The following is a 21,517-nucleotide window of genomic DNA, read 5'->3' on the forward strand; positions in this document are numbered from 1 at the left end:
TGCCGCGGCCTCGCCGCGCGCCGTCACCGACCGCTCCCACCGCCTCCACCCGCGGGTGCCGCAGCCCCGCCGGGGGCCGTCGCGCCGGGTCCGGCCTGGCCGGACCCACCCTGGCCGGACCCGCCCTGGCCGGACCCGCCCTGCCCGGCCGCCGGCTGCCCAGCCGTCGCCTGCCCCGCGGCACCCTGCCCCGCGCCTCCCTGGCCGACCGCGCCCTGCCCTGCGGCACCCTGCGCGGCGGCGTCCCGCCCGGCGGGCGCCGGGGTCTGCGCGCCCTGCTGCGCACCGGTCGACGGCGCCGGGCTCGCCTTCGGCGCCGAGCCGATGAGCGCCTGGTCGGGTGCCGGCAGCGCACCACCGCTGTACGTGCCGTCCAGGTAGGTCATGAGCTGCTTGCCGATGCCGAACTTCGCGCTGTAGCCGGTCGTGCCCTGCAGGAACGGCCACTGGGCCAACCGGACGTGTCCCTGCACGTTGCCGACCCAGGTGGCGTTCGTGTACTTCGTCGTCGAGGCGATGAGCCAGTTCTGCTCGTCGCCGTCGGTGGTGCCGGTCTTGGCGAACTTGGGCACGGCGTCGCCCGGGTTCGCGGTCGCCGCCGTGCCCCGGCCGGACAGGACCCCCTGCAGGGCGAAGTCGACGGTGCCGGCGACCTCGGCACTGACGCCCCGCGTGCACGTGGACGGCGTGGGTCGGATGGTGCCGCCCTCGGCCGTGGTCACGCGGTCGATGGTGGTCGGGGTGCAGACGACGCCGCCGTTCGCGAACCCCGCGTACGCCTCGGCCAGGTCGATCGGCGAGAGCGGGTTCGTCCCGAGCACCGAGGCCGGGTTCGAGTCGGGGGCGCTGCCGTCGGCCTGGTGGATGCCCATCGCCTCGGCGGTCTTCTGGATGCCGCACAGGTCGAGCTGCTTCGCCATCGCGCCGAACGCGGTGTTGATGGACTCGACGGTCGCCGTCAGGACGCTCATCGTCGGGTCGACCAGCTCGGCGTTGGCGACCTGCCACGGCGGACCACCGAGCGGCGTGCACGAGTTCGTGAACTCCGACTGGGGGAAGGAGTGCTCGGTCGTCGAGACCGTCTGGGACAGGGTGTGCCCGGTCGCCAGCCAGTCGGCCAGGGTGAACACCTTGTACGTGGACCCCGTCGGGAACCCGCTCGAGCTGCCGACGGCCCGGTCGGCGTTGTAGTTCACGGCCGTCGCCCCGGCGGTCGGCGCGTCCGACTGCGTGTAGTCCGTGTTCTGGACCATGGAGAGCACCCGCCCGGTGCCCGGCTCGACGGTGACGTTCGCCCCGCCCGCGTCCACCCCGGCCATCGTCTTCGGCACGTACGAGGACAGCGCGGCCTGCGCGGTGTGCTGCAGGTCGAGGTCGAGCGAGGTGTGGATCGACAGGCCCTTCGTGTCGAGCGTCGCGATCCGGTCCGAGGCCGTCTTGCCGAAGGCCGGGTCGGCGAGCAGCTGCGACCGGACCGTGTCGCAGAAGTACCCCGCGTCGTACTGCGACGCGGCCGCCGAGCAGCCGTCCGCCGTCTCGGTGATCTTCGGCGTGATCGGGGTGGCGACGGCCTTCCGCAGCTCGGCTGCCGTGATGGCCCCGTGGGCGTGCATGCGGCGCAGGACGTAGTCACGACGGATCTTCGTCAGCCGGTACCCGTTCGCCGCGCCGTTCTTCGCGTCGTCGGGCTGGTCGATGCGCAGTTGCGACGGGTAGTTGAGGATCGCCACGAGCGTCGCGGACTGCACGAGCGACAGGTCCTTCGCGTGCACGCCGAAGTAGTAGTGCGCGCCGGCCTCCGCGCCGTAGACGCGGCCGCCGAGCCCGACGATGTTGAGGTACCCGGTCAGGATCTGGTCCTTCGTGTACTTCTTGTTCACCGCGACGGCGTACCGGATCTCCTGGAGCTTGCGCGCCTTCGACTGCCCGGCGACCTTGTGGTAGCACGCGGCGATCGCGGCGTCGGTGGCGTCGGCGTCCTTGCCGGTCAGCTGCTCGCACTGCTGCACGAGCACGTTCTTGACGTACTGCTGCGTGATGCTCGAACCGCCCTGGACACCCGCGTGCAGGGCGTCCGCGATGGCCGCCCGGATGGTGCCGATCACGTCGACCCCGCCCTCGTCGCGGAACCGCGGGTCCTCGGTGTCGATCGCGGCCTGCTTCAGGGTGTCGGCGATCTGCGCAGAGCTGACGTTCGTGCGGTTCTCGGCATAGAACGACGCGATCGGTACGTCCTTCCCGCCCTGCTTCGCGTAGACCGTCGACACCTGCTGCGGTGTCTGGATGTCGAGGTAGCTCGGCAGGTCCTCGAAGAACGACGCCGCTCCGGAGGCCCCCTCACCGGCGACCGCCACCGCCGGGGTCACCGCGACGGCGACCAGCAGGCCGGCGAGCGCGGACAGGACGACGAACATCAGGAAGGCCCCCGGCCACCGCGCGATTCGCATGGTCAGCACGGTAAGGAGCCGTGCTGGGCCCGCTCTGCTCCGGGCGGCCGCAGGACTGCGCAGCCCCACAGGAAGACCCACAGCCGTCGTCCTCCGGCACCCGACGGACCGCCGGGAGGCCCGGATCACCGGGCGGGGTGCGCTCCGGTCACGATCCGGTCACGTCTCGCGACGAGCGGCCTCCGCCGCTCAGTCACGCGGCTGGAGGTCCTGCGGGCGGACGAGGTACATGTCCGGCGTGGCCTGTACGACGCCGCTGCCGTCGCCGTCGCGGTCGTGTCGGTGCCCCTCCCGGACCAGGTCGCCCCGTCCGACCGCGATGAGCGCGACGTCGTGCAGGGACGCGGTCCCCGGCTTGAGGTAGTCGTTGTGGCCGAACGGCTGGCGGAAGAGGTCCCGGGCGGCGTCCGGGCCGGACCCGCGCACCAGGTCGAGCGTGGCTGCGCCGAAGGACGCCCGACCCGGGTCGGTCCCGAAGAAGCCCGTGCCGGCGACCGGGTCCCAGTGCGCCGAGCCGACGTACACCTCGCCCGGGGTGACGGCGAGCTGGCCGGCGCTGGTGACCGCGCTGCCCGGGGACCCGAGCATCGTGAGGCTGTCGACGTGGGTCCGGCCGGACGACAGCGCGATCATCGCCGTCGTGCTGCCGTACGAGTGCGCGACGACCCCGAGCCGCGGTTCGTGCCCCGTGCGGACCGACCGGATGCCGTCGAGGGTCCGGACGAGCCGGTCGGCGCCGAGGTGCGCGAGGTCGAGCGACATGAAGTCCGAGATGCCCGGCGTGCGGTAGCCCATCCACGCGAGGACGGCCACGCCCTCGCCGTCCGCCGGTGCCGCGACCGGGGCGAGGGTGGCCTGCTCCCGGTACACGTCGCCCGCGGTCGCTGTGAAGTCCGCCATCTGCCCGCCGACGGTGAAGAAGATGCCGGGCACGACCACCGAGACGTCCCCGGCCGAGCCGATGTCCCCGATCGAGATCGCGCACCGGCCGCTGCCCCGGGTGTCGAGCGTGACGAGGTACTTCCGCGGGTCCCCCGGCTGCTGCACGAGCGACTTCCGGACCTGTCCGAGCATCGCGGCGAGTGCGGTCGGGGCGTCCCGGTCGGCGAGCCGCTCGGCCAGCACCGCCCGGTTCGCGGCGTCCCGGACGTCGTACGGCACGCCGTCGAGGTTGCCGACCACGACCGGGGCGTCGTCGGTCAGGACCGTGCGGGACGCCGGGGTCAGGCCGCCCCACCAGGCGGAGACGAGCGCGGAGCTCGGCGGGTCGTCCATCGCCGTCGTCGCGATGCGTCCGTCCGCGTCGGCGGCCTGCAGCGTGCCCGGTCCGGCCGAGCCGAGGGCCTCCAACCAGGACCGGCCGGTGGCGTGCGCGAGCGGCTCGACCGGTGCGTGGTCGGCCACGGCCGGTGTCGGCACGGGCGGCGTGTGCCGGACCGGTGCCGCCCCGGGCTGATCAGCCGCGGTGCTGACGACGACGGCCGCGGGCACACCGGGTGCCTCGACCGCTCCGGACGAGTGCAACGAAGCGGCCAACAACGCCGCGGCGAAGATCAGCAAACGGGTCTCCCCCTGGAAGGCCAGCCTGTCGTTCCCCTGCAGACGACAGGTGATGCTCTGTCGAGTGTAAGGAGATCGGCCCTTCTGGGGTCATGCGTCCTGCAACTTGTCCCCCGATCTGGGGACGCCGGGGGGCGCGTCGCACCGGCCGGAAGCCGCTGCGCTGTGCAAGGGCCTACGCCGTCGTGTCCGTCTCGCCCGTCGTGTCCGTCCCGCCGGCGTCGGCCGCGGGGTCGCCGAGCGCCGCCGGTCCCTCGGTCACGAGCACCGCGAACTGTGCGGCGTCGATCACGCGGACGCCGAGCTGCTCCGCCTTCGTCAGCTTCGAACCCGCCCCGGGGCCCGCGGCGACGAAGTCGGTCTTCTTGCTGACGCTCGAGGCCGCTTTTCCGCCCGCGGCCATGATCGCCTCGAGCGCGCCCTCCCGGGTGAAGCCCTCGAGGGACCCGGTCGCCACGACGGTCACGCCGGACAGGACACCGCCGGCAGCCGTGGCCGCGCCGGGACCCGGGTGGTCGGGGGTGGTGAGCTGCACGCCGGCTGCCGTCCAGCGGTCGATGATCTCGCGGTGCCAGTCCACCTCGAACCAGTCGAGGAGCGCGTCGGCGATGATGCCCCCGACGCCGTCGACCGCGGCGAGGTCCTCGCGCGAGGACGACCGGATCGCGTCGAGCGACCCGAAGTGGTTCGCGAGTGCCCGGGCCGCGACCGGACCGACGTGCCGGATGTTCAGGCCGACCAGGATGCGCCACAGGGGTCGTGTCTTCGCGGCGTCGATGTTCGCGAGCATCTCGAACGCGTTCTTCGACGGGTAGCGGCTGGGCTCCCCCGTGTAGTCGGCGCCCCGGGCGTCCGGGTCGAACGGCGGGTCGGTCTTCTTGCGGGCGCGGCTGAACGGCGTGACGCGCTTCGGGGCGCCGCCGTCCTCGGTCTTCTCCATGCCGGTCTCGGCGTCGCGGACGATCACCTCGATCGGGACGATGTCCGCCATCGTCAGGTCGAACAGTCCTGCCTCGGTCACGAGCGGCGGCGTCTCCGGGAACACCGGCTGCGTCAGGGCGGCTGCGGCGACCTCTCCCAGGCCCTCGATGTCGAGCGACCCGCGGGAGGCGATGTGCTCGACCCGCCCCCGGACCTGCGCCGGGCAGCTCTCGGCGTTCGGGCAGCGGAGGTCGATGTCGCCCTCCTTCGCGGGGCGGAGCGGGGTGCCGCACTCGGGGCAGTCGGTCGGCATGACGAACTCGCGCTCGGTGCCGTCACGGAGCTCGACGACCGGGCCGAGGACCTCGGGGATGACGTCACCGGCCTTGCGGAGCACGACGGTGTCGCCGATCAGGACGCCCTTCGCCTTGACGACCTGCTGGTTGTGCAGCGTCGCCTGGCGCACGACCGACCCGGCGACCTCGGCCGGGGCCATCGCGGCGAACGGGGTGGCGCGGCCGGTCCGTCCGACGCTCACGACGATGTCGAGGAGCTTCGTGTGGACCTCCTCCGGCGGGTACTTGTACGCGATCGCCCAGCGCGGTGCACGCGAGGTCGACCCGAGCTCCTCGTGCAGCGCCAGGTCGTCGACCTTGATGACGATGCCGTCGATCTGGTGCTCGACCGCGGACCGTCGCTCGCCGTAGTCCTTCACGAAGGTCAGGACGTCCTCGACCGAGTCGAAGACACGGTGGTGCGTGCCGGTCGGCAGCCCCCACTCGTGCAACAGCTCGTAGACCTCGGACTGGGCGCGGACCTCGGTGTCGCGCTCGAGCTCGACGACCGGCCAGGCACCGATGCCGTGCACCAGCATCCGCAGTCGGCGCAGGCGGTCGACCATGAGCTCGCGCTTGGCCGGCGACTTGCCCTCCTCCTTCTGCCGGAGGGAGCCGGCGGCGGCGTTGCGCGGGTTCGCGAACACGCGCTCACCGGCGTCGCGCTGCCGGGCGTTGAGCTCGTCGAACTGCGCGACGGGGAAGAAGATCTCGCCGCGGACCTCCACCAGGGGCGGGTGCCCGCTGCCGGCGAGCCGGTCGGGGATGGTGCCCATGGTCCGCACGTTGCCGGTGACGTCCTCGCCGACGACCCCGTCCCCGCGCGTGGCGGCCGAGACCAGCCGACCGTGCTCGTACCGCAGGTTGATCGCCAGGCCGTCGATCTTGAGCTCGGTGAGGAACCGGACGCGCTCGGCGCCGGCGTCCCGCTGGACCTTGACCGCCCAGTCGGTCAGCTCCTCGGGGCTGAACACGTTGTCGAGGCTGAGCATGCGTTCGGCGTGCTCCACCGGCGCGAACTGCGTCGTCTGGGCCTGCCCGCCGACGGTCTGCGTCGGGCTGTCCTCGGTCAGCAGCTCGGGGAAGCGCTGCTCGATCGCGTCGAGCCGGCGCATCATCGCGTCGTACTCGGCGTCGGCGACGGGGGAACCGTTGCCCTCGTAGTAGGCGTGACGCAGCTCGGTGACACGGGCGCGGAGCCGGTCGACCTCCCGAGCGGCCTGCGCGGCGTCGAGTGCCGCGGGGTCGATGGTCTCGAAGGTGGCGTCCGTCTCGCTCATGCAGACAGTTCTACCGGGTCCCACCGACCTCGCTCGCAGCGGTGTCGCGGACGCCGGGCGGGTTCAGGCGGGGACCGGGGCCGCCGACACCGTCCGGTCGATGGTGCACTGGCCGAGCACGCGCGTGCCGACGTAGACCACCGCGGTCTGACCCGGGGCGACGCCGGACAGCGGCGCGTCCGGGTCGATCACCAGCGCGCCGTCCTCGATGCGGGCGGTCGCGGGCTCCGGGTCGGCGTGCGCACGGATCTGGACCTCGCAGCGGAACGGGGTCGCGGGGTCGGCCGGGGCCGATCCCGCCCAGGTGTACCGCGTGCCGGAGAGCGAGGCGACGTCGAGCGCCTCCTTCGGGCCGACCACGACCGTGTTGTCCTTCGGACGGATCTCGAGCACGAACCGCGGCTTGCCGTCCGCCGCCGGCCGGCCGAGGGCGAGGCCGCGGCGCTGCCCGACCGTGTAGCCGTGCGCGCCCTCGTGGGAGCCGACGACCGTGCCGTCACGCTCGACCACGTCGCCCGGGGCGCTGCCCACGCGGTCGGCGAGCCAGCCGCGGGTGTCGCCGTCCGGGATGAAGCAGATGTCGTACGAGTCCGGCTTCTGCGCCACGGTGAGCCCGCGCGCGGCGGCCTCGGCCCGGACCTCGTCCTTCGAGGGGGTCGCACCCAGGGGGAACATCGCGTGCCGGAGCTGCTCGGCCGTCAGCACACCGAGCACGTAGGACTGGTCCTTCGCCCACGCCGCGGACCGGTGCAGCTCGCGCTCGCCGTCCGGGCCGGTGACGATCGAGGCGTAGTGCCCCGTGCAGACCGCGTCGAACCCGAGGGCCAGCGCCTTCTCGAGCAGCGCGGCGAACTTGATCCGCTCGTTGCAGCGCATGCAGGGGTTCGGCGTCCGGCCGGCCTGGTACTCGGACACGAAGTCGTCGACGACGTCCTCCTTGAACCGCGCCGAGAAGTCCCACACGTAGTACGGGATGCCGAGGGCCGCGGCGGCGCGCTGGGCGTCCATCGAGTCCTCGATCGTGCAGCACCCGCGGCTGCCGGTGCGGAGCGTGCCCGGCATCCGGCTCAGCGCCAGGTGCACGCCGACGACGTCGTGGCCGGCCTCGACCGCCCTCGCCGCGGCCACGGCCGAGTCGACACCACCGCTCATCGCCGCCAGAACACGCATGCGTCCAGGGTAACTCCGACACGGCGTACCGTGGACGACGCGATGACGAGCTCCGACCGATGACCACGACCCCGCCCCGCGGCTCCTCCGACGCCTTCGACCTGCGCGGCGTCCTGCTGTCCGGGTTCCTGCCGGCGACGCTCTTCGCGATCGGCGAGGGCGCCATCATCCCGATCATCCCGATCGCGGCGGACTCCCTCGGGGCGAGCCTGGCGATCGCCGGCTTCGTGGCCTCGCTCATCCTGGTCGGCGAGCTCATCGGCGACGTGCCCTCCGGTGTCGTCGTCGCGAAGATCGGCGAGCGGAACGCGATGATCGGCGCCGCGGTCGTGTCGGTCGTCGGCCTGCTCGTCTGCACCGCGGCCCCGAACCCGGTCGTGCTGGCCGTCGGCGTCTTCCTGGTGGGGCTCTCGACCGCGGTGTTCGCCCTCGCCCGGCACGCCTACATGACCACCGCGATCCCCCTGCGGATCCGCGCCCGCGCCCTGTCCAGCCTCGGCGGCGTCTTCCGCTTCGGCTACTTCGTGGGTCCGTTCCTCGCCGCCGGCGTCGTGCACCTCACCGGGACGACGCAGAGCGCGTTCTGGGTGCACGTCGTGTGCTGTCTCGCCGCCGCCGTGGTGCTCCTCGTCATCCGCGACCCGGCGACCGGCGTGCGTGGTCTGCAGCGGCCGACCCGCGCCTCCCGTCCGGTCCCCGCACCCGCGGCGGAGGCGACCGGCGCGCTGCCCGGCGAGCAGTTCGTGCAGGCGGAGTCCGAAGGGCTCCTGCGCACCCTCCGCCAGCACCGGCAGGTCCTGGTGCGGCTGGGCAGCGGTGCCGCGCTCATCGGTGCGATGCGTGCCGGCCGTCAGGTGATCCTGCCGCTCTGGGCCGTGAGCGTCGGACTCGACGACTCCGCGGCCGCGCTCGTCATCGGCGTCGCAGGCGCGGTCGACTTCGCGCTGTTCTACACGAGCGGCTGGATCATGGACCGGTGGGGACGGCTCGCGAGCGCGCTCCCCTGCATGCTCGGCCTGAGCATCTGCTCCTTCCTGCTCGCCTGGAGCGGACACCTGGACGCCCGGGTCGGCTGGTTATTAGAGGTAGAGTTGATTTGTAAAGGAAAGAGTTAGGAGTAGGATAAGGATTAATTTTTAAAAAGAATTATAAAAAAGGAAATAAAGAGAAATGAAGAGAAGGAAGTATAAGTAAGAAGAGAAAGAAAAGAAGATGAGAAATTGATAAGAAGAAAAATGAAAGAATGAATGAGGATAAAGGTAAGAATGAAGATAGTAGAAAGGAAAGAAAGTAGGAATTAAAATAAAATAAAGAAAAAAAAAAAAAAGAAAAAAAGGGAGGGAAATTATAAGAAAGGTAGGAAGAGATGAGAAGAGAAAGGAGTAAGAAAGAGGAAAGAGTAGAATAAAAAAATATAGAAATATGGTTTATTTAAAAAATTTTGAAGTAGGAGAGTGGAAGGAAAGAATGAAATAAGATAAAATAGACAGATAAAAAAAAAAAATAGAAAGAGAATATCGAAAATCAGAAGAAAGTACTCCGAAAAAAAGAGTGATTTCAAAGAGATGAAAGAATAAAACGATCGGAAAATCGTACCGGCTCTCCTCTCGCCCTCGTCCGACGACCGGAAGAATGATGCACTCCGTCGCACTCGCCCTGATCCCCTGGCTGGATCCGCAGTACATCCTCGACCACTTCGGGGCGTTCGCCGTGCTCGTCGTCTGCGCGATCATCTTCGCCGAGACGGGCCTGCTGATCGGCTTCATCTTCCCGGGCGACAGCCTGCTCGTCATCACGGGCCTGTTCGCCTTCGACCGCGGCGGCCAGATCGGCGGCATCCCGATCTGGGTCGTCGCCCTGATGATCGGCGCTGCGGCGTTCATCGGCGGCGAGCTGGGGTACTACATCGGCAAGAAGGCCGGTCCGCCGATCTTCGAGCGCAAGGACAGCGGCCTGTTCTCGAAGGCGAACGTCGACCGGACGAACGCGTTCTTCCACAAGTACGGCGCACTCGCGGTGATCATGGCCCGCTTCGTGCCGGTCGTGCGGACGTTCGCCCCGATCGCCGCCGGTGTCGGGCGGATGAACTACAAGAAGTACTCGCTCTACAACGCCGTCGGTGCCGTGGTGTGGGGCGTCGGGGTGACGTTCCTCGGGTACTTCCTCGGGTACATCCCCGCGGTGGCGTACATCGTCCGCAACTACATCGACGTGATCCTCCTGGCCGCCGTCGTCGTCACGGTGGTCCCGGCCGTCATCACGTACTTCCGCAACGCTCGCAAGGCCAAGCAGACCGAGCAGCAGCAGCCGTAGCCCGAGGGCCGCGGAGCGTCGGGCCGCGAGGCCTCGGGCCTCGGGCCTCGGGCCTCGGGCCGCGGAGCCACGGCTGCGCCGAGGACCCGCGGCCGCGCCGCTACTCCGCTGCGCCCTCGAACCACTCGCGGACGATCGGCGCGATCCCCCGGAACGCCTTCGACCGGTGGCTCAGCGCGTTCTTCTCCGCTCGGGTCAACTGCGCCGCCGACCCCTCGGCGTCGTCCGGCAGGAACACCGGGTCGTAGCCGTGCCCGCCGTCCCCGATCGGCTCCGTGCCGACCTCACCGTTCCAGACCGCCTCGAACACGTGCTCCGTGCCCGAGGGGGTCACGAACGCCGCCGCGCACACGAACGCCGCGGTGCGCTCGACCACGCCCTCCAGGTTCTGCAGCAGCAGCGCGATGTTGTCCGCGTCCACCCGGGTGCCGGCGTACCGGGCGGAGTGGATGCCCGGCGCTCCGCCGAGCACGTCCACCGCGATGCCGGAGTCGTCGGCCAGGGCGGGCAGCCCGGTGTGCGCGACCGCGGCCCGGGCCTTGATGAGCGCGTTCGCCGCGTAGGTGTCGCCGTCCTCGACCGGCTCGGGGCCGTCGTACGCGACGAGCCCGACGCCGCCGAGGGCCTCGCCGAGGATCTCCCGCAGCTCGACGACCTTGCCCTGGTTGTGCGTCGCGAGGACGACCGTGCCGGTCACGAGGACAGCCCCAGCACCTCGCGCTGAACGGCGGCGAGCGAGGCGTTGCCCGCGAGCCCGAGGTCGAGCAGCGCGTTCAGCTCGTCGCGGTCGAACGGCGCGTGCTCGGCGGTGCCCTGGACCTCGATGAACTTCCCCGACCCGGTGGTGACGATGTTCATGTCGGTGTCCGCGCGCGAGTCCTCCTCGTACGCCAGGTCGAGCATCGGCACGCCGCCGACGATGCCGACCGAGATCGCCTGCACGCTGTCGGTCAGCGGCGTGGCCTTCTTCCCGATGAAGCCGCGCTCGCGCCCCCACTCGATCGCGTCCGCCATCGCCACGTAGGCCCCGGTGATGGACGCAGTGCGGGTCCCGCCGTCGGCCTGCAGCACGTCGCAGTCGAGGACGAGGGTGTTCTCACCGAGGCCCTTCATGTCGACCACGGCCCGGAGCGACCGACCGATGAGCCGGGAGATCTCGTGCGTGCGGCCGCCGACCTTGCCCTTGATCGACTCACGCTGCATGCGCTCGTTCGTGGACCGCGGCAGCATCGAGTACTCGGCGGTGACCCAGCCGGTGCCCTTGCCGGCCATCCAGCGCGGCACGCCGTTCGTGAACGAGGCGGTGCAGAGCACCTTCGTGTTGCCGAACGAGATGAGCGCGCTGCCCTCGGCCTGGGCGCTCCAGCCACGTTCGATGGTGACGGGTCGGTGGTCGGTGGTGGTGCGTCCGTCGGTGCGGACGGTGCCGTCGGTGGCGTTCATGTGTTCCTCTCGGTCCGGCCTGGAGGCTCGGTGCGGGTGGTCCGGTCGCCGTGCGCCCGCCGGGTTGCGGGCCGGGCGTGGTCAGCGCGGGGTGCGCGGGAGCGTGATGGTGCCGGTCTCGAGGTGCCCGACCGTCGCGACCTCGGGCCCGAGGAACCGGCGGGCGAGCCGCACGAAGCCGGCCTCGTCCGCGCCGGTGGCCTCGAACGAGTAGCTCGGCGGCTCGGTGCCGGTGCGCTCGAGCCCGTGCTCGACCAGGCGCCGGTAGACGTCGTTCGCGGTCTCCTCGGCGCTCGAGACGAGCGTGACGTCCGGGCCCATGACGTACTGGATCGCGGCGGACATGAGCGGGTAGTGCGTGCAGCCGAGCACGAGGGTGTCGACCCCGGCGTCGCGGACCGGGGCCAGGTAGCCGGCCGCCACCTCGCGCAGGCGTGCGGAGGACGTGTCGCCTGCCTCGACGAACTCGACGAAGCGCGGGCAGGCCGCCGTCGTGAGGGTGACGTCGGCGGCGACGGCGAAGGCGTCCTCGTAGGCACGGGACGCGATGGTGCCGACGGTGCCGATCACTCCGATCCGGCCGGTGCGCGTCTGCTTGACGGCGGCGCGGGCCGCGGGCTGGATGACCTCGACCACGGGGATGCCGTACGCCTGCTCGTACCGTTCGCGGGCGTCCCGCAGCACGGCGGACGACGCCGTGTTGCACGCGATCACGAGTGCCTTGACCCCCTGGTCGACCAGGTCGTCCATCACCTGGAGCGCGTACCGCCGGACGTCGGCGATCGGCTTCGGACCGTACGGCGAGTGCAGGGTGTCCCCGACGTAGCGGATGCTCTCGCGCGGCAGCTGGTCGATGATCGCCCGGGCCACCGTCAGCCCGCCGACGCCGCTGTCGAAGACTCCGATCGGTGCATCCGTCACGGTGACCAGCGTACCGACGCACGCCGACCCGCCGTCGCGTTCCGTGCCTCCCGGCCGGACGCGTGTCGGTCGACGCGATCCGGACCGGCGGACGCGGTCCTGGCTAGGGTCGGTGGGGTGACCACCGCGCTCCTGACGGACCAGTACGAACTCACCATGGTCGACGCCGCCCTCAAGGACGGCACCGCCGACCGCCGCTGCGTCTTCGAGGTCTTCGCCCGGCGGCTGCCGGACGGGCGTCGGTACGGCGTCGCGGCCGGGCTCGGCCGGTTCCTCACCCAGCTGACCGAGTTCCGGTTCGGGGACGACGAGATCGGGTTCCTGCGCGACCGCCGCGTCATCGACGAGGGCACCGCGCGCTGGCTCGCCGACTACCGGTTCACCGGCGACGTGCGGGCGTACCGCGAGGGCGAGGTGTTCTTCCCGAACTCCCCCGTGCTGCAGATCGAGGGCACGTTCGCCGAGGCCGTCATGCTCGAGACCCTGGCGCTCAGCGTGTTCAACGCCGACTCTGCGATCGCCTCGGCCGCGGCCCGCATGGTGTCCGCCGCCGACCGACGCCCGCTCGCCGAGATGGGCTCCCGCCGGACCGGCGAGTGGAACGCCGTCGCCGCCGCTCGTGCCGCCTACATCGCCGGCTTCGGCGCGACGAGCAACCTGGAGGCCGGGCGCACCTGGGGCATCCCCACGATGGGCACCGCCGCCCACGCCTTCACGCTCCTGCACGACACCGAGGAAGCCGCGTTCCGCTCGCAGATCGACGCCCTCGGCACCGGCACGACGCTGCTCGTCGACACCTACGACATCGAGGCCGCCGTCGACACCGCCGTCCGGTTGACCGACGGGAAGCTCGGTGCGGTCCGCATCGACAGCGGCGACCTGCCCTCGGTCGTCGCGAGCGTCCGCGCCCAGCTCGACCGCCTCGGGGCGACCGGCACGAAGATCACCGTGACGAACGACCTGGATGAGTACACGATCGCCGCGCTCCGTGCCGCGCCCGTCGACTCGTACGGCGTCGGCACGTCGGTGGTGTCCGGCTCCGGGCACCCGGCTGCGGGCATGGTGTTCAAGCTCGTCGCGCACCACTCTCCGGCGGGCGACTGGGTGCCGGTGGCGAAGAAGTCCGCCGACAAAGCGTCGACCGGGGGCCGCAAGGAGGCCGGACGGCGGCTCCGCAACGGCATCGCGACGGCCGAGGTCGTGCTCACCTCGGGGTCGGTCGGGCCCGACGAGCGGGACCTGCTGGTCCCGGTCGTCACGCACGGCGAGGTCGATCCGGCGTTCCTCGGCGCTGCCGGGGTGGAGGCCGCGCGGGCACACCACAAGCGGGCGAAGGCCGAGCTGCCGGCCGATGCCGAGCGCATCGGGCGGGGCGACCCGGCGATCCCGACCCTCGTCATCTGATCGGAGGGCGTCGGTCGGGGCGTCGCGTGCCGGGCGGCCGGGCTGCCGTCGGACCGGGGTCTACTCGGACTTCATCTTCTCGTAGATCTTCTTGCAGTCCGGGCAGACCGGGAACTTCTCGGGGTCGCGACCCGGGATCCACTTCTTGCCGCACAGGGCCTTGACGGCCTTGCCGGTCAGGGCGGACTCGAGGATCTTGTCCTTCTTGACGTAGTGCGAGAAGCGCTCGTGGTCGCCGGGCTCGATCGCCTCTTCCTCGAGGAGCTTCTCGAGTTCGCGGTCCATCACGTCGAGGCCGCCACCACCGGGTTCCGTCGTGCTCATGACACCAGCGTACGTCGCCGGCCCGCGTCCCGCTGCCGTCCCGGTCCGCACCGGCCCGGGCGGTCACGCTGCGCGGCGGTGAGGAGGTCCTCGTCGGTCGCGCCGCGCAGCGGCGAGGCGGTCCTCGTCAGTTGCGTTGCGCGGCGGCGAGGAGGTCCGGGCCGCGTCGGTCGAACACCAGGCCGCCGACGACGACACCGAGCACGAGCACGGCCACGCCGACGCCGGCGCCGATCCAGAGCGTCGTCCACGCGTCGCCGCCGTCGATCATCGTCCGCACCGCCGACCACACGGCCGGCACCGTGCACGCGAGCGTGCCGAGGACGGTCAGCGTCTGGGCGACCGTCGCCGTCGCCCCCGCGGCCTGCGGCTGCTGGAACGAGTGGTCGCCCGGTCGGACCGTCGGGTAGGGCAGGACGACCGACACGATGCTGGACAGGCCGAGCCCGCCGAGCAGGGCGCTCACCGAGACCCCGAGGAGCAGCGGGAAGACCGCCTGGTCGCCGTACAGCCAGGCGGACAGCGCCGCACCGGCGACGAGCAGCGGGACGCCGACGACGATGAGCGGCACGAGACGACCGAGGCGGTCCGTCCACCCGGGCGCCCCGGACGCGACGTGCAGCCACACCGCGGTGTTGTCGTACGAGACGTCGTTGTGCGGCAGGAACCCGGCGATCAGCGCCATGAACGGCAGCGGCACGAGCGCCGTCCACGCCCACGGCACCCCCGCGACGCCGAGCGGCAGCGCGACGAGCGGCACGAACGCCAGGATGAGGTACGAGGCCCGGTAGCGCGGGTCGCGCGCCCAGTACGTCAGGGCGCGCGCGGCGACCGCACCGAACGGCGTCGCGCCGAGTCGGTCGAACCAGCCGAGCGAGCGGCGCTGACGGGTGCGGGCGCCGTCCGGGAGGCGCACGAGGAGCGTCCCGACGAGGGCCCACCAGGCAAGTGCGAGCAGCGCCACGACGACGAGGGCCACGAGCAGCGTGCCGACCGCGGCACCGGCGTTCCCGGCTGCGGCCTGCGCCGGGACGGCCCAGGCCGCACCCCACGGCGTCCAGCCCGCGACGTCGGCGATCCGCTGCAGACGGGCGTCGGACAGGTCGGTGCCGGCCGGACGGAGCAGGAGCGGCACGGTCACGACGACCAGCACCACCACGACGGCGACGACGTACCAGGCGACCTGTCGGACGCGGTGCCGGCCGAACAACCACGCGCCGACCGTGCTGGCGACGCGGAGGAGCAGGGCGGCGGTGGCGAGCGCCAGGACCGCGGCGAGCACCCCGAGCAGGGCGGTCCCGGCACCACGGCTCCAGGTCACGACCTGCGCGACGGCGAGCACCGCCACCGCGACCACCGGGACGCCGAGCAGCCCGGCCAGGCCGAGGCCGACGACGAGGTCCCGCCGGCTGATGCCGAACGTGGCGAACCGCCGCGGGTCGAGGGGGTCGGCGACGCCCACCGCGAGCGGCACGAACGTGCAGCCGAGCGCGACCGCGGTGCCGACGAGCACGACGACCGTGCGCGCCACGGCCGGGTCCGCGGTGCGGAGGTCGACGAAGACGGACGCCACCCAGACGGCGACGACGAGTGCGGCGAGGCTGCCGACCACCACGGCCGCGGTCCGGCGGGTCCCACCGCGGACCTCGCCGGCGAGCAGGTCGGCCCTCAGCCGGAGAAGCTGTGCAACCATTCCATGCTCTCCGTGACGGGGCGACCGCCGGCGAGTTCGACGAACGTGTCCTCGAGCGAGCGGCGACCGCGCACCTGCGCCATCGTGCCGGCCGCCAGGACCTTGCCGCCGACGACGATCGCCACGGAGTCGCACGTGCGCTGGACCAGTTCCATCGAGTGGCTGGAGAGCACGACGGTGCCACCGCCCTGGGTGTAGCGCCGCAGGATGTCGGTGATGGTCGTCGCGCTGACCGGGTCGACGGACTCGAACGGTTCGTCGAGCACGAGAACGCGCGGCGAGTGGATCAGGGTGGCGGCGAGGGCGATCTTCTTCGCCATGCCCACCGAGTAGTCGGCGACCGGTCGGCCGAGGGCGTCGCCGAGGCCGAAGGCGTCGGCGAGGTCGGCGCTGCGGCTGCGCGCGGTGGCGCCGTCGAGGCCGCGGAGGGTCGCCGAGTAGAAGAGCATCTGCGCACCGGTGAGCCGGTCGAACAGGCGGAGGCGGTCGGGCAGCACGCCCATCGCGCGCTTGGCGGCCGTGGGGTCGGCCCACACGTCGTGGTCGAGCACCGTCACGGTGCCGGCGTCCGGACGCAGGAGGCCAGTGAGGACCGAGAGCGTCGTGGTCTTGCCCGCGCCGTTCGGGCCGACGACGCCGAAGATCGAGCCCTTGCGGATCTCGAGGTCGACGTCGTCCACCGCGAGGGTCTGGCCGTACCGCTTGACGAGGCCCTCGGCGCGGAGCACGACGGGCTGCTGCGGCACGTTCGGTCGTGTCGACGGCCGCTTCGTGGACGGAGCCGGCGTGGCGGAGCCGCCCTGGGCCTCCTGGCCGCGCCCCTCGTCGTCACGGGTCGCCTGCGTGGCCTGGGCTGCCGCGCCCTGGGCCGCCGCGCCCTGGGGGCGGGTCGCCCGTCCCGAGCGCTTCTTGCCCTTCTTGCCCGGTCGCGGCGTGGCGTCCGGCGTGGCGGGCGCCACGAGGACGTCCGTCACCGTCCCGTCCGTCGCCGACCCGGTCGTGTCGTCCGTCATGTCGTCACCCGCGGGCACGCCGTGCGCGCCCGTGTCCCCCGTGTCGTCGTGGTCGCCGCCGCCCGGCCCCGGGGCAGCGGTCGCGTCGTCGTCCGCGTCGGCCGTCCACGTGGCGTCCGACGTGCTGTACACGTCGTCGTCTCCCGCTGTTCCTGCCGACACGAGCCCAACCGTACCAACGGTTCCGACCGCTCGCTGGGCTGCGTCGGGCTCGGTCACGATATGAACACGATGCCTCGCGGGCCGTACCCCGGAGGCCACTCGTTCCGTATCATTCACCGGGACACGACGCAGTGTTCACCACTCGGAAACCTGCCCGCACCGCGCGGGGCGGTCGCCGGTCGGAGCGCGTGTCGCTCCGGTCCACGCGGCTTCTCGGCGAACTCGAACCGGCGCCGAGCAGACTCGAAGAGTCCACCCCCGCATCACGCGGAGCGCCCGCCCGGGCAGTTCCCGTCGGCGCCGGTGGACACCGGAAGGGACAAGCATGACCACGCAGATCGTCATCCTCGCAGCGGGGATGGGCAGCCGCCTCGGGCGCAGCCTGCCGAAGCCGCTCACCGAGCTCAGCGACGGCCGCACCATCATGCAGCAGCAGTTCGACAACATCCGCGCCGCCTTCGGGTCGAGCGCGCGGGTCACCATCGTCGTCGGCTACAAGTCGGAGTACATCGTCGAGGCCTTCCCCGAGGCGAACTTCGTCTACAACGAGTCCTACGACTCCACGAACACCTCGAAGAGCCTGCTCCGCGCGCTCAAGGCGACCGGCAAGAGCGGCGTCCTCTGGATGAACGGCGACGTCGTCTTCGACCCGATGGCCCTCGTCCGTGCCGCCGACATGATCGACGAAGGCCGGTCGTTCGTCAGCGTCAACACCGAGAAGGTCTCCGACGAAGAGGTCAAGTACACCGTCGACGCCGAGGGCTTCATCGCGAAGCTGTCGAAAAAGGTCGTCGGCGGACTGGGCGAGGCCGTCGGCATCAACTACGTCTCGGCGGCGGACAAGCAGGCCCTCGTGCGCCAGCTCGGCCGCGTCGACGACCAGGAGTACTTCGAGGGCGGCATCGAGGCTGCCATCGCCGAGGACGGGCTACGCTGGACGCCCATCGACATCTCGGACCTCTACGCGGTCGAGATCGACTTCGCCGAGGACCTCGAGCGCGCGAACGACCTGTTCGCCTGAGCGGTAGCACCCCCCGCCCGCTGCTCCCCCTCGGCGCGGTCCGGGCCGGAGGGAAGCCATGAGTGAAGCGCGCACGCAGACCGCTGCCGTCGCGACGTCGCCGGTGCGGTCCCGCGGGGCCGGCCGGCGGTACCGACAGGCGCTCTGGCTGCTGACCGTCCGCGACCTGCGGGTCCGGTACTCGACGTCGGCGCTCGGCTACGTCTGGTCGATCCTCGACCCGCTCGTGATGTCGGCGATCTACTGGTTCGTCTTCACGCAGGTCTTCCACCGCGGGTCCGTCGGCGAGGCGCCGTACATCGTGTTCCTCCTGACGGCCCTGCTGCCGTGGATGTGGTTCACGGGCGGTGTCTCGGACTCCACGCGCGCCTTCATCAAGGAAGCGAAGCTGATCCGCTCGACGACGATCCCGCGGAGCATCTGGGTCGCGCGGATCGACGCATCCAAGGGCATCGAGTTCCTCCTGAGCATCCCCGTGCTCGCCGTGTTCGCCGTCGCGACGGGCGCCCATCTGCACTGGCAGGTCGTCCTCTGGCCGCTCGCCATCCTCCTGCAGACCGCGCTCGTGTACGGACTCGGGCTCATCGTCGCGCCGCTGGTGGTCTTCTTCCGCGACCTCGAGCGGGCCGTGAAGCTCGTGCTCCGGTTCCTCTTCTACGCATCCCCGATCATCTACGGCACGAACGCGCTGCCGGACGCCCTGCACGACCTGGCGGCGATCAACCCGCTGACCGGCATCTTCGGCATCTACCGGTCGGCGTTCTTCCCGGGCAGCTCGACTGGTTCGAGGTGCTCGCGTCCGTGGTCGTCACCGGGGTCGTCCTCGCCGTCGGCGTCGTCGTCTTCCGCCGCAGCGAGCACCGCGTCCTCAAGGAGCTGTGATGGCCACCACCGAACCGACCGTCACCCGCGACACCACCGCCCCGGTGATCTCCGTCACCGACGCCGGCATCCGGTTCAAGCGCAACCGCCGTGCCCGACGCAGCTTCAAGGACCTGTTCGGGCGCGGGGAACGGCGTCGGCGGTCCGACGAGTTCTGGGCCCTGCGCAACGTCTCGTTCGCCGTCCGGCCGGGCGAGGCGATCGGTGTCGTCGGCCGCAACGGCCAGGGCAAGTCCACGCTGCTCAAGCTCGTGGCCCAGGTGATGCTGCCCGACGAGGGCCGTGTGCACGTCGGCGCCGGGGTCGCGCCGCTCATCGAGATCACCGGCGGGTTCGTCGGCGACCTCACGGTCCGGGACAACGTGTACCTGACCGCGGGGCTGCACGGGATGAGCCGGACCGAGATCCGGGACGCCTTCGACGAGATCATCGCGTTCGCCGAGATCGGGGACTTCGTCGACACCCCCTACAAGCACCTGTCGAGCGGCATGAAGGTCCGCATCGCCTTCGCCGTGATCTCGCGGCTGGACGAGCCGGTCATCCTGGTCGACGAGGTCCTGGCCGTCGGCGACAAGTCGTTCCGCGAGAAGTGCTACAAGCGCATCGAGGAGCTGCTCGACGGCGGTCGGACGCTGTTCTTCGTCTCGCACAGCGACAAGGACCTACGCCGCTTCTGCGACCGCGGGCTGTACCTGGACAAGGGGCGGCTGCAGTTCGACGGACCGATCGACGAGGCCCTCGACCGGTACAACGCGGACCACGGCGCCTGACCGCAGCGGTGCCTGACCGCAGCGTCACGTGACCGCAGCGGTGCCCGACCGCAGCGACACGTGACCGCAGCGACACCTGACCGCAGCAACGCGCGACGAGCCGCACCGGAGGCGTGCCCACTCCTCCACAACCGGGCTCCCTCGGCACCACTCCACAGGCCGGTCTCCCCCGGGGCTCCGCCGGGCCCCGACGTCGGACCCCACCCCTAACGTGCTGCCCATGCACCACCCCACCCCCGCGTACCCAGTACCCTTCAGCGTCGACCGATCGGCCGCCCCACGGCGGTACGAGATCACCAACACCAGTTCCGAGACCCTCGACGGGATCGACCTCACCCACCTGGGGACGGGCTACTCGCCGCCGCTCGTCGTCCGCCGTCTCGAGCCCGGCCGAGGCCTGTCGCTGGCCGTGTTCGGCGCGGGCGCGGACGAGACGGGCGTCGTCATCGTGCGGTGGCGACGACCGGACCGCTCCGAGTACCTCTGGCGGATGTCCCTGGCCGGCCCGGGGCTGGCGCCGTGACGACCGCCGCCGCCCGATCGCGCTCCCCGGCCGCGTGGCTCAGGATGCGGCGTGGTCGGCGGCGACCTCGTGCCAGCGTGCGACCAGCCGGTCGATGGCGGCGTGGAAGCGCGCCGTCGCCGCACCGGGCGTGGTGTCGCCGAAGTAGCGCTGCACCCAGTGCTGCAGGCGGGCCAGTTCCTCGGCATCGCCCGCGGCGCGGTCCACCCGTGCCAGGACGTCGCCGGCGTCCGCCGCCCGCAGCCAGTTCGCGTCGCCCAGGTAGCCACGCTCGTCGACCTCGGCGTCGGCGGACACCGGCCGGGTGACGATCAACGGCTTGCCCACGGCCAGGCGGTCGTAGATCATCGCGCTGATGTCGGTGATCGCGACGTCGGCCCCCGCGAGCTGCCACCCCAGGGTCGGCCCGTCGTCGTACACGTGGTGCGCCGACGGGTCGGCCGCGTTCGCGGCGGCGATGGCCGCGACGATCCGCTCGTGCGCGGCCTTGTACTCGGCGTCGAGCACTCCGCTCCGGGGGTGCGGGCGGTACACGAGCCGGTGCCGCGGCGACGCCAGCACCCGGTCGGCGATGGTCGTGCCGTGGCTCGCGATCGACCCGTAGGCCGCGGCACCGCGGTCGCCCTCCCACGTCGGGGCGTACAGCACGACGGTCCGGTCGTCGGCCGGGTACGGCGGCTCCCCCGCGAAGTGGTCGGCCTGCGGGCGTCCGATCGCGATGGTGTGCCGGTCCAGGTCGTGGTCCCACAGCGCCTCGGCAAGACGGTCACGAGCGGCGTCACCGGCGATCAGGGCGTAGTCGTACGCCTTGAACTGGTTCGTCGTCATGTACATCTTGTCGCTCTCGCCGTGGTTGACGAAGACGTGCCACATCCGCCCGTACCGCATCATCTGGAAGTTGCGGGCGTTCTGGTTGACGTACAGCACGACCTTCGGGGCCTGTTCGGCGACGAAGCGCTCGAGGTCCACCACCTGGCGGGCGTAGGCCACGGGCACGGGTGACTCGTCGAGCAGCGTCAGCATCGTGCCGGGGCTCCGCGAGACGATCGCCACTCCGCGGTGCCGTGCGAGCTCGGCGAGCGGGCCGTACCACTGGCGGATCTGGTACATGTTCACGGGTCCGTCGGCGAAGTAGACGGCGACCTCGACGGACCCCGGCGCGAGCGTCGGCACCGAGGGCAGGCGTCGGGCGAGCCTGCCGCGCACCTGCCGTGACCGCAGCAGTCGGCTGGCGAGCCGGATCGCGGTGCGGACGTCCTTGACGATGGCCATGCTGTGCTCCTGGGCGGTCGGTCGGTCGTGCTGCGCGGTCGGTCGTGCTACGCGGTCGGTCGT

The 21,517-nt window shown here is 71.3% G+C and carries 17 protein-coding genes and 1 pseudogene; 7 read left to right on the top strand and 11 right to left on the bottom strand.

The window, feature by feature from the left end; all coding sequences use genetic code 11:
* Positions 1-23: 23 nt before the first annotated feature.
* The 4 genes from KM842_RS08655 to mnmA form a co-directional block, all read right to left on the bottom strand.
* On the bottom strand, positions 24-2,447 hold the full coding sequence (locus KM842_RS08655) for a transglycosylase domain-containing protein (RefSeq protein WP_216257567.1): 2,424 nt from the start codon (positions 2,445-2,447) through the stop codon (positions 24-26).
* A gap of 189 nt (positions 2,448-2,636) precedes the next feature.
* A complete protein-coding gene (locus KM842_RS08660) occupies positions 2,637-4,007 on the bottom strand; it encodes an alpha/beta hydrolase (RefSeq protein WP_216257569.1) in 1,371 nt (456 codons plus the stop codon).
* A 175-nt stretch (positions 4,008-4,182) separates the two neighbouring features.
* Positions 4,183-6,543 (bottom strand): NAD-dependent DNA ligase LigA, encoded by a 2,361-nt coding sequence (gene ligA, locus KM842_RS08665; RefSeq protein ID WP_216257571.1) that lies wholly within the window; start codon positions 6,541-6,543, stop codon positions 4,183-4,185.
* A gap of 63 nt (positions 6,544-6,606) precedes the next feature.
* Entirely contained in the window at positions 6,607-7,713 is a 1,107-nt protein-coding gene (gene mnmA, locus KM842_RS08670; protein WP_216257573.1) for a tRNA 2-thiouridine(34) synthase MnmA, read from the bottom strand.
* Between the two features lie 59 nt (positions 7,714-7,772).
* Here mnmA and KM842_RS08675 point away from each other — a divergent pair, with 59 nt between their 5' ends.
* Positions 7,773-8,828, top strand: a complete 1,056-nt coding sequence (locus tag KM842_RS08675; RefSeq protein WP_253206056.1) for an MFS transporter — start codon at positions 7,773-7,775, stop codon at positions 8,826-8,828.
* Between the two features lie 517 nt (positions 8,829-9,345).
* Entirely contained in the window at positions 9,346-10,026 is a 681-nt protein-coding gene (locus tag KM842_RS08680; RefSeq protein ID WP_437124527.1) for a DedA family protein, read from the top strand.
* A 100-nt stretch (positions 10,027-10,126) separates the two neighbouring features.
* Here KM842_RS08680 and rdgB read toward each other — a convergent pair whose 3' ends face one another.
* The 3 genes from rdgB to murI all read right to left on the bottom strand — a co-directional run bounded on the left by rdgB (position 10,127) and on the right by murI (position 12,390).
* On the bottom strand, positions 10,127-10,723 hold the full coding sequence (gene rdgB / locus KM842_RS08685) for an RdgB/HAM1 family non-canonical purine NTP pyrophosphatase (RefSeq protein WP_216257577.1): 597 nt from the start codon (positions 10,721-10,723) through the stop codon (positions 10,127-10,129).
* A complete protein-coding gene (gene rph, locus KM842_RS08690) occupies positions 10,720-11,469 on the bottom strand; it encodes a ribonuclease PH (protein WP_216257579.1) in 750 nt (249 codons plus the stop codon). Before rph ends, rdgB begins: the two co-directional genes overlap by 4 nt.
* Positions 11,470-11,550: 81 nt before the next feature.
* Positions 11,551-12,390, bottom strand: coding sequence for a glutamate racemase (murI, locus tag KM842_RS08695; protein WP_216257581.1), 840 nt, complete (start codon positions 12,388-12,390; stop codon positions 11,551-11,553).
* A 117-nt stretch (positions 12,391-12,507) separates the two neighbouring features.
* On the opposite strand from murI, the gene KM842_RS08700 reads away from it, so the two are divergent.
* Positions 12,508-13,794: a nicotinate phosphoribosyltransferase gene (locus tag KM842_RS08700; protein WP_216257584.1), complete on the top strand. Its 1,287-nt coding sequence runs from the start codon at positions 12,508-12,510 to the stop codon at positions 13,792-13,794.
* A 60-nt stretch (positions 13,795-13,854) separates the two neighbouring features.
* Here KM842_RS08700 and KM842_RS08705 read toward each other — a convergent pair whose 3' ends face one another.
* The 3 genes from KM842_RS08705 to KM842_RS16030 form a co-directional block, all read right to left on the bottom strand.
* Complete coding sequence (locus KM842_RS08705) at positions 13,855-14,118, bottom strand: DUF3039 domain-containing protein (RefSeq protein ID WP_216257586.1); 264 nt, start codon at positions 14,116-14,118, stop codon at positions 13,855-13,857.
* A 127-nt stretch (positions 14,119-14,245) separates the two neighbouring features.
* Positions 14,246-15,811, bottom strand: a complete 1,566-nt coding sequence (locus KM842_RS08710; protein ID WP_216257587.1) for an ABC transporter permease — start codon at positions 15,809-15,811, stop codon at positions 14,246-14,248.
* Positions 15,787-16,986, bottom strand: a complete 1,200-nt coding sequence (locus KM842_RS16030; RefSeq protein ID WP_367397683.1) for an ABC transporter ATP-binding protein — start codon at positions 16,984-16,986, stop codon at positions 15,787-15,789. The genes KM842_RS08710 and KM842_RS16030 overlap by 25 nt, the downstream gene beginning before the upstream one ends.
* A 325-nt stretch (positions 16,987-17,311) precedes the next feature.
* Here KM842_RS16030 and KM842_RS08720 point away from each other — a divergent pair, with 325 nt between their 5' ends.
* From KM842_RS08720 to KM842_RS08735, 4 genes and pseudogenes are all read left to right on the top strand, one after another.
* Positions 17,312-18,007 (top strand): phosphocholine cytidylyltransferase family protein, encoded by a 696-nt coding sequence (locus tag KM842_RS08720; RefSeq protein WP_110823712.1) that lies wholly within the window; start codon positions 17,312-17,314, stop codon positions 18,005-18,007.
* 58 nt (positions 18,008-18,065) lie between these two features.
* Positions 18,066-18,889 (top strand): annotated as a pseudogene (locus KM842_RS08725) (ABC transporter permease).
* Positions 18,889-19,659: an ABC transporter ATP-binding protein gene (locus KM842_RS08730; RefSeq protein WP_216257590.1), complete on the top strand. Its 771-nt coding sequence runs from the start codon at positions 18,889-18,891 to the stop codon at positions 19,657-19,659. The pseudogene KM842_RS08725 and the gene KM842_RS08730 overlap by 1 nt, the downstream one beginning before the upstream one ends.
* A gap of 220 nt (positions 19,660-19,879) precedes the next feature.
* On the top strand, positions 19,880-20,182 hold the full coding sequence (locus KM842_RS08735) for a hypothetical protein (RefSeq protein ID WP_216257592.1): 303 nt from the start codon (positions 19,880-19,882) through the stop codon (positions 20,180-20,182).
* Positions 20,183-20,221: 39 nt separating this feature from the next.
* Here KM842_RS08735 and KM842_RS08740 read toward each other — a convergent pair whose 3' ends face one another.
* Positions 20,222-21,454 (bottom strand): CDP-glycerol glycerophosphotransferase family protein, encoded by a 1,233-nt coding sequence (locus KM842_RS08740; RefSeq protein WP_216257594.1) that lies wholly within the window; start codon positions 21,452-21,454, stop codon positions 20,222-20,224.
* Positions 21,455-21,517 lie beyond the last annotated feature (63 nt).

Origin of the sequence: Curtobacterium sp. L6-1, assembly GCF_018885305.1 — a bacterium.
Taxonomy (GTDB): Bacteria; Actinomycetota; Actinomycetes; order Actinomycetales; family Microbacteriaceae; genus Curtobacterium; species Curtobacterium aetherium.

Excerpts from the sequence above, each read along its gene's own strand:
- KM842_RS08675 (WP_253206056.1), top strand. The coding sequence starts at position 7,773 with ATGACCACGACCCCGCCCCGCGGCTCCTCCGACGCCTTCGACCTGCGC.
- ligA (WP_216257571.1), bottom strand. The coding sequence starts at position 6,543 with ATGAGCGAGACGGACGCCACCTTCGAGACCATCGACCCCGCGGCACTC.
- KM842_RS08720 (WP_110823712.1), top strand. The coding sequence starts at position 17,312 with ATGACCACGCAGATCGTCATCCTCGCAGCGGGGATGGGCAGCCGCCTC.
- KM842_RS08730 (WP_216257590.1), top strand. The coding sequence starts at position 18,889 with ATGGCCACCACCGAACCGACCGTCACCCGCGACACCACCGCCCCGGTG.
- KM842_RS08705 (WP_216257586.1), bottom strand. The coding sequence starts at position 14,118 with ATGAGCACGACGGAACCCGGTGGTGGCGGCCTCGACGTGATGGACCGC.
- rph (WP_216257579.1), bottom strand. The coding sequence starts at position 11,469 with ATGAACGCCACCGACGGCACCGTCCGCACCGACGGACGCACCACCACC.
- KM842_RS08655 (WP_216257567.1), bottom strand. The coding sequence starts at position 2,447 with ATGCGAATCGCGCGGTGGCCGGGGGCCTTCCTGATGTTCGTCGTCCTG.
- mnmA (WP_216257573.1), bottom strand. The coding sequence starts at position 7,713 with ATGCGTGTTCTGGCGGCGATGAGCGGTGGTGTCGACTCGGCCGTGGCC.
- KM842_RS08740 (WP_216257594.1), bottom strand. The coding sequence starts at position 21,454 with ATGGCCATCGTCAAGGACGTCCGCACCGCGATCCGGCTCGCCAGCCGA.
- KM842_RS08735 (WP_216257592.1), top strand. The coding sequence starts at position 19,880 with ATGCACCACCCCACCCCCGCGTACCCAGTACCCTTCAGCGTCGACCGA.
- KM842_RS08680 (WP_437124527.1), top strand. The coding sequence starts at position 9,346 with ATGATGCACTCCGTCGCACTCGCCCTGATCCCCTGGCTGGATCCGCAG.
- KM842_RS08710 (WP_216257587.1), bottom strand. The coding sequence starts at position 15,811 with ATGGTTGCACAGCTTCTCCGGCTGAGGGCCGACCTGCTCGCCGGCGAG.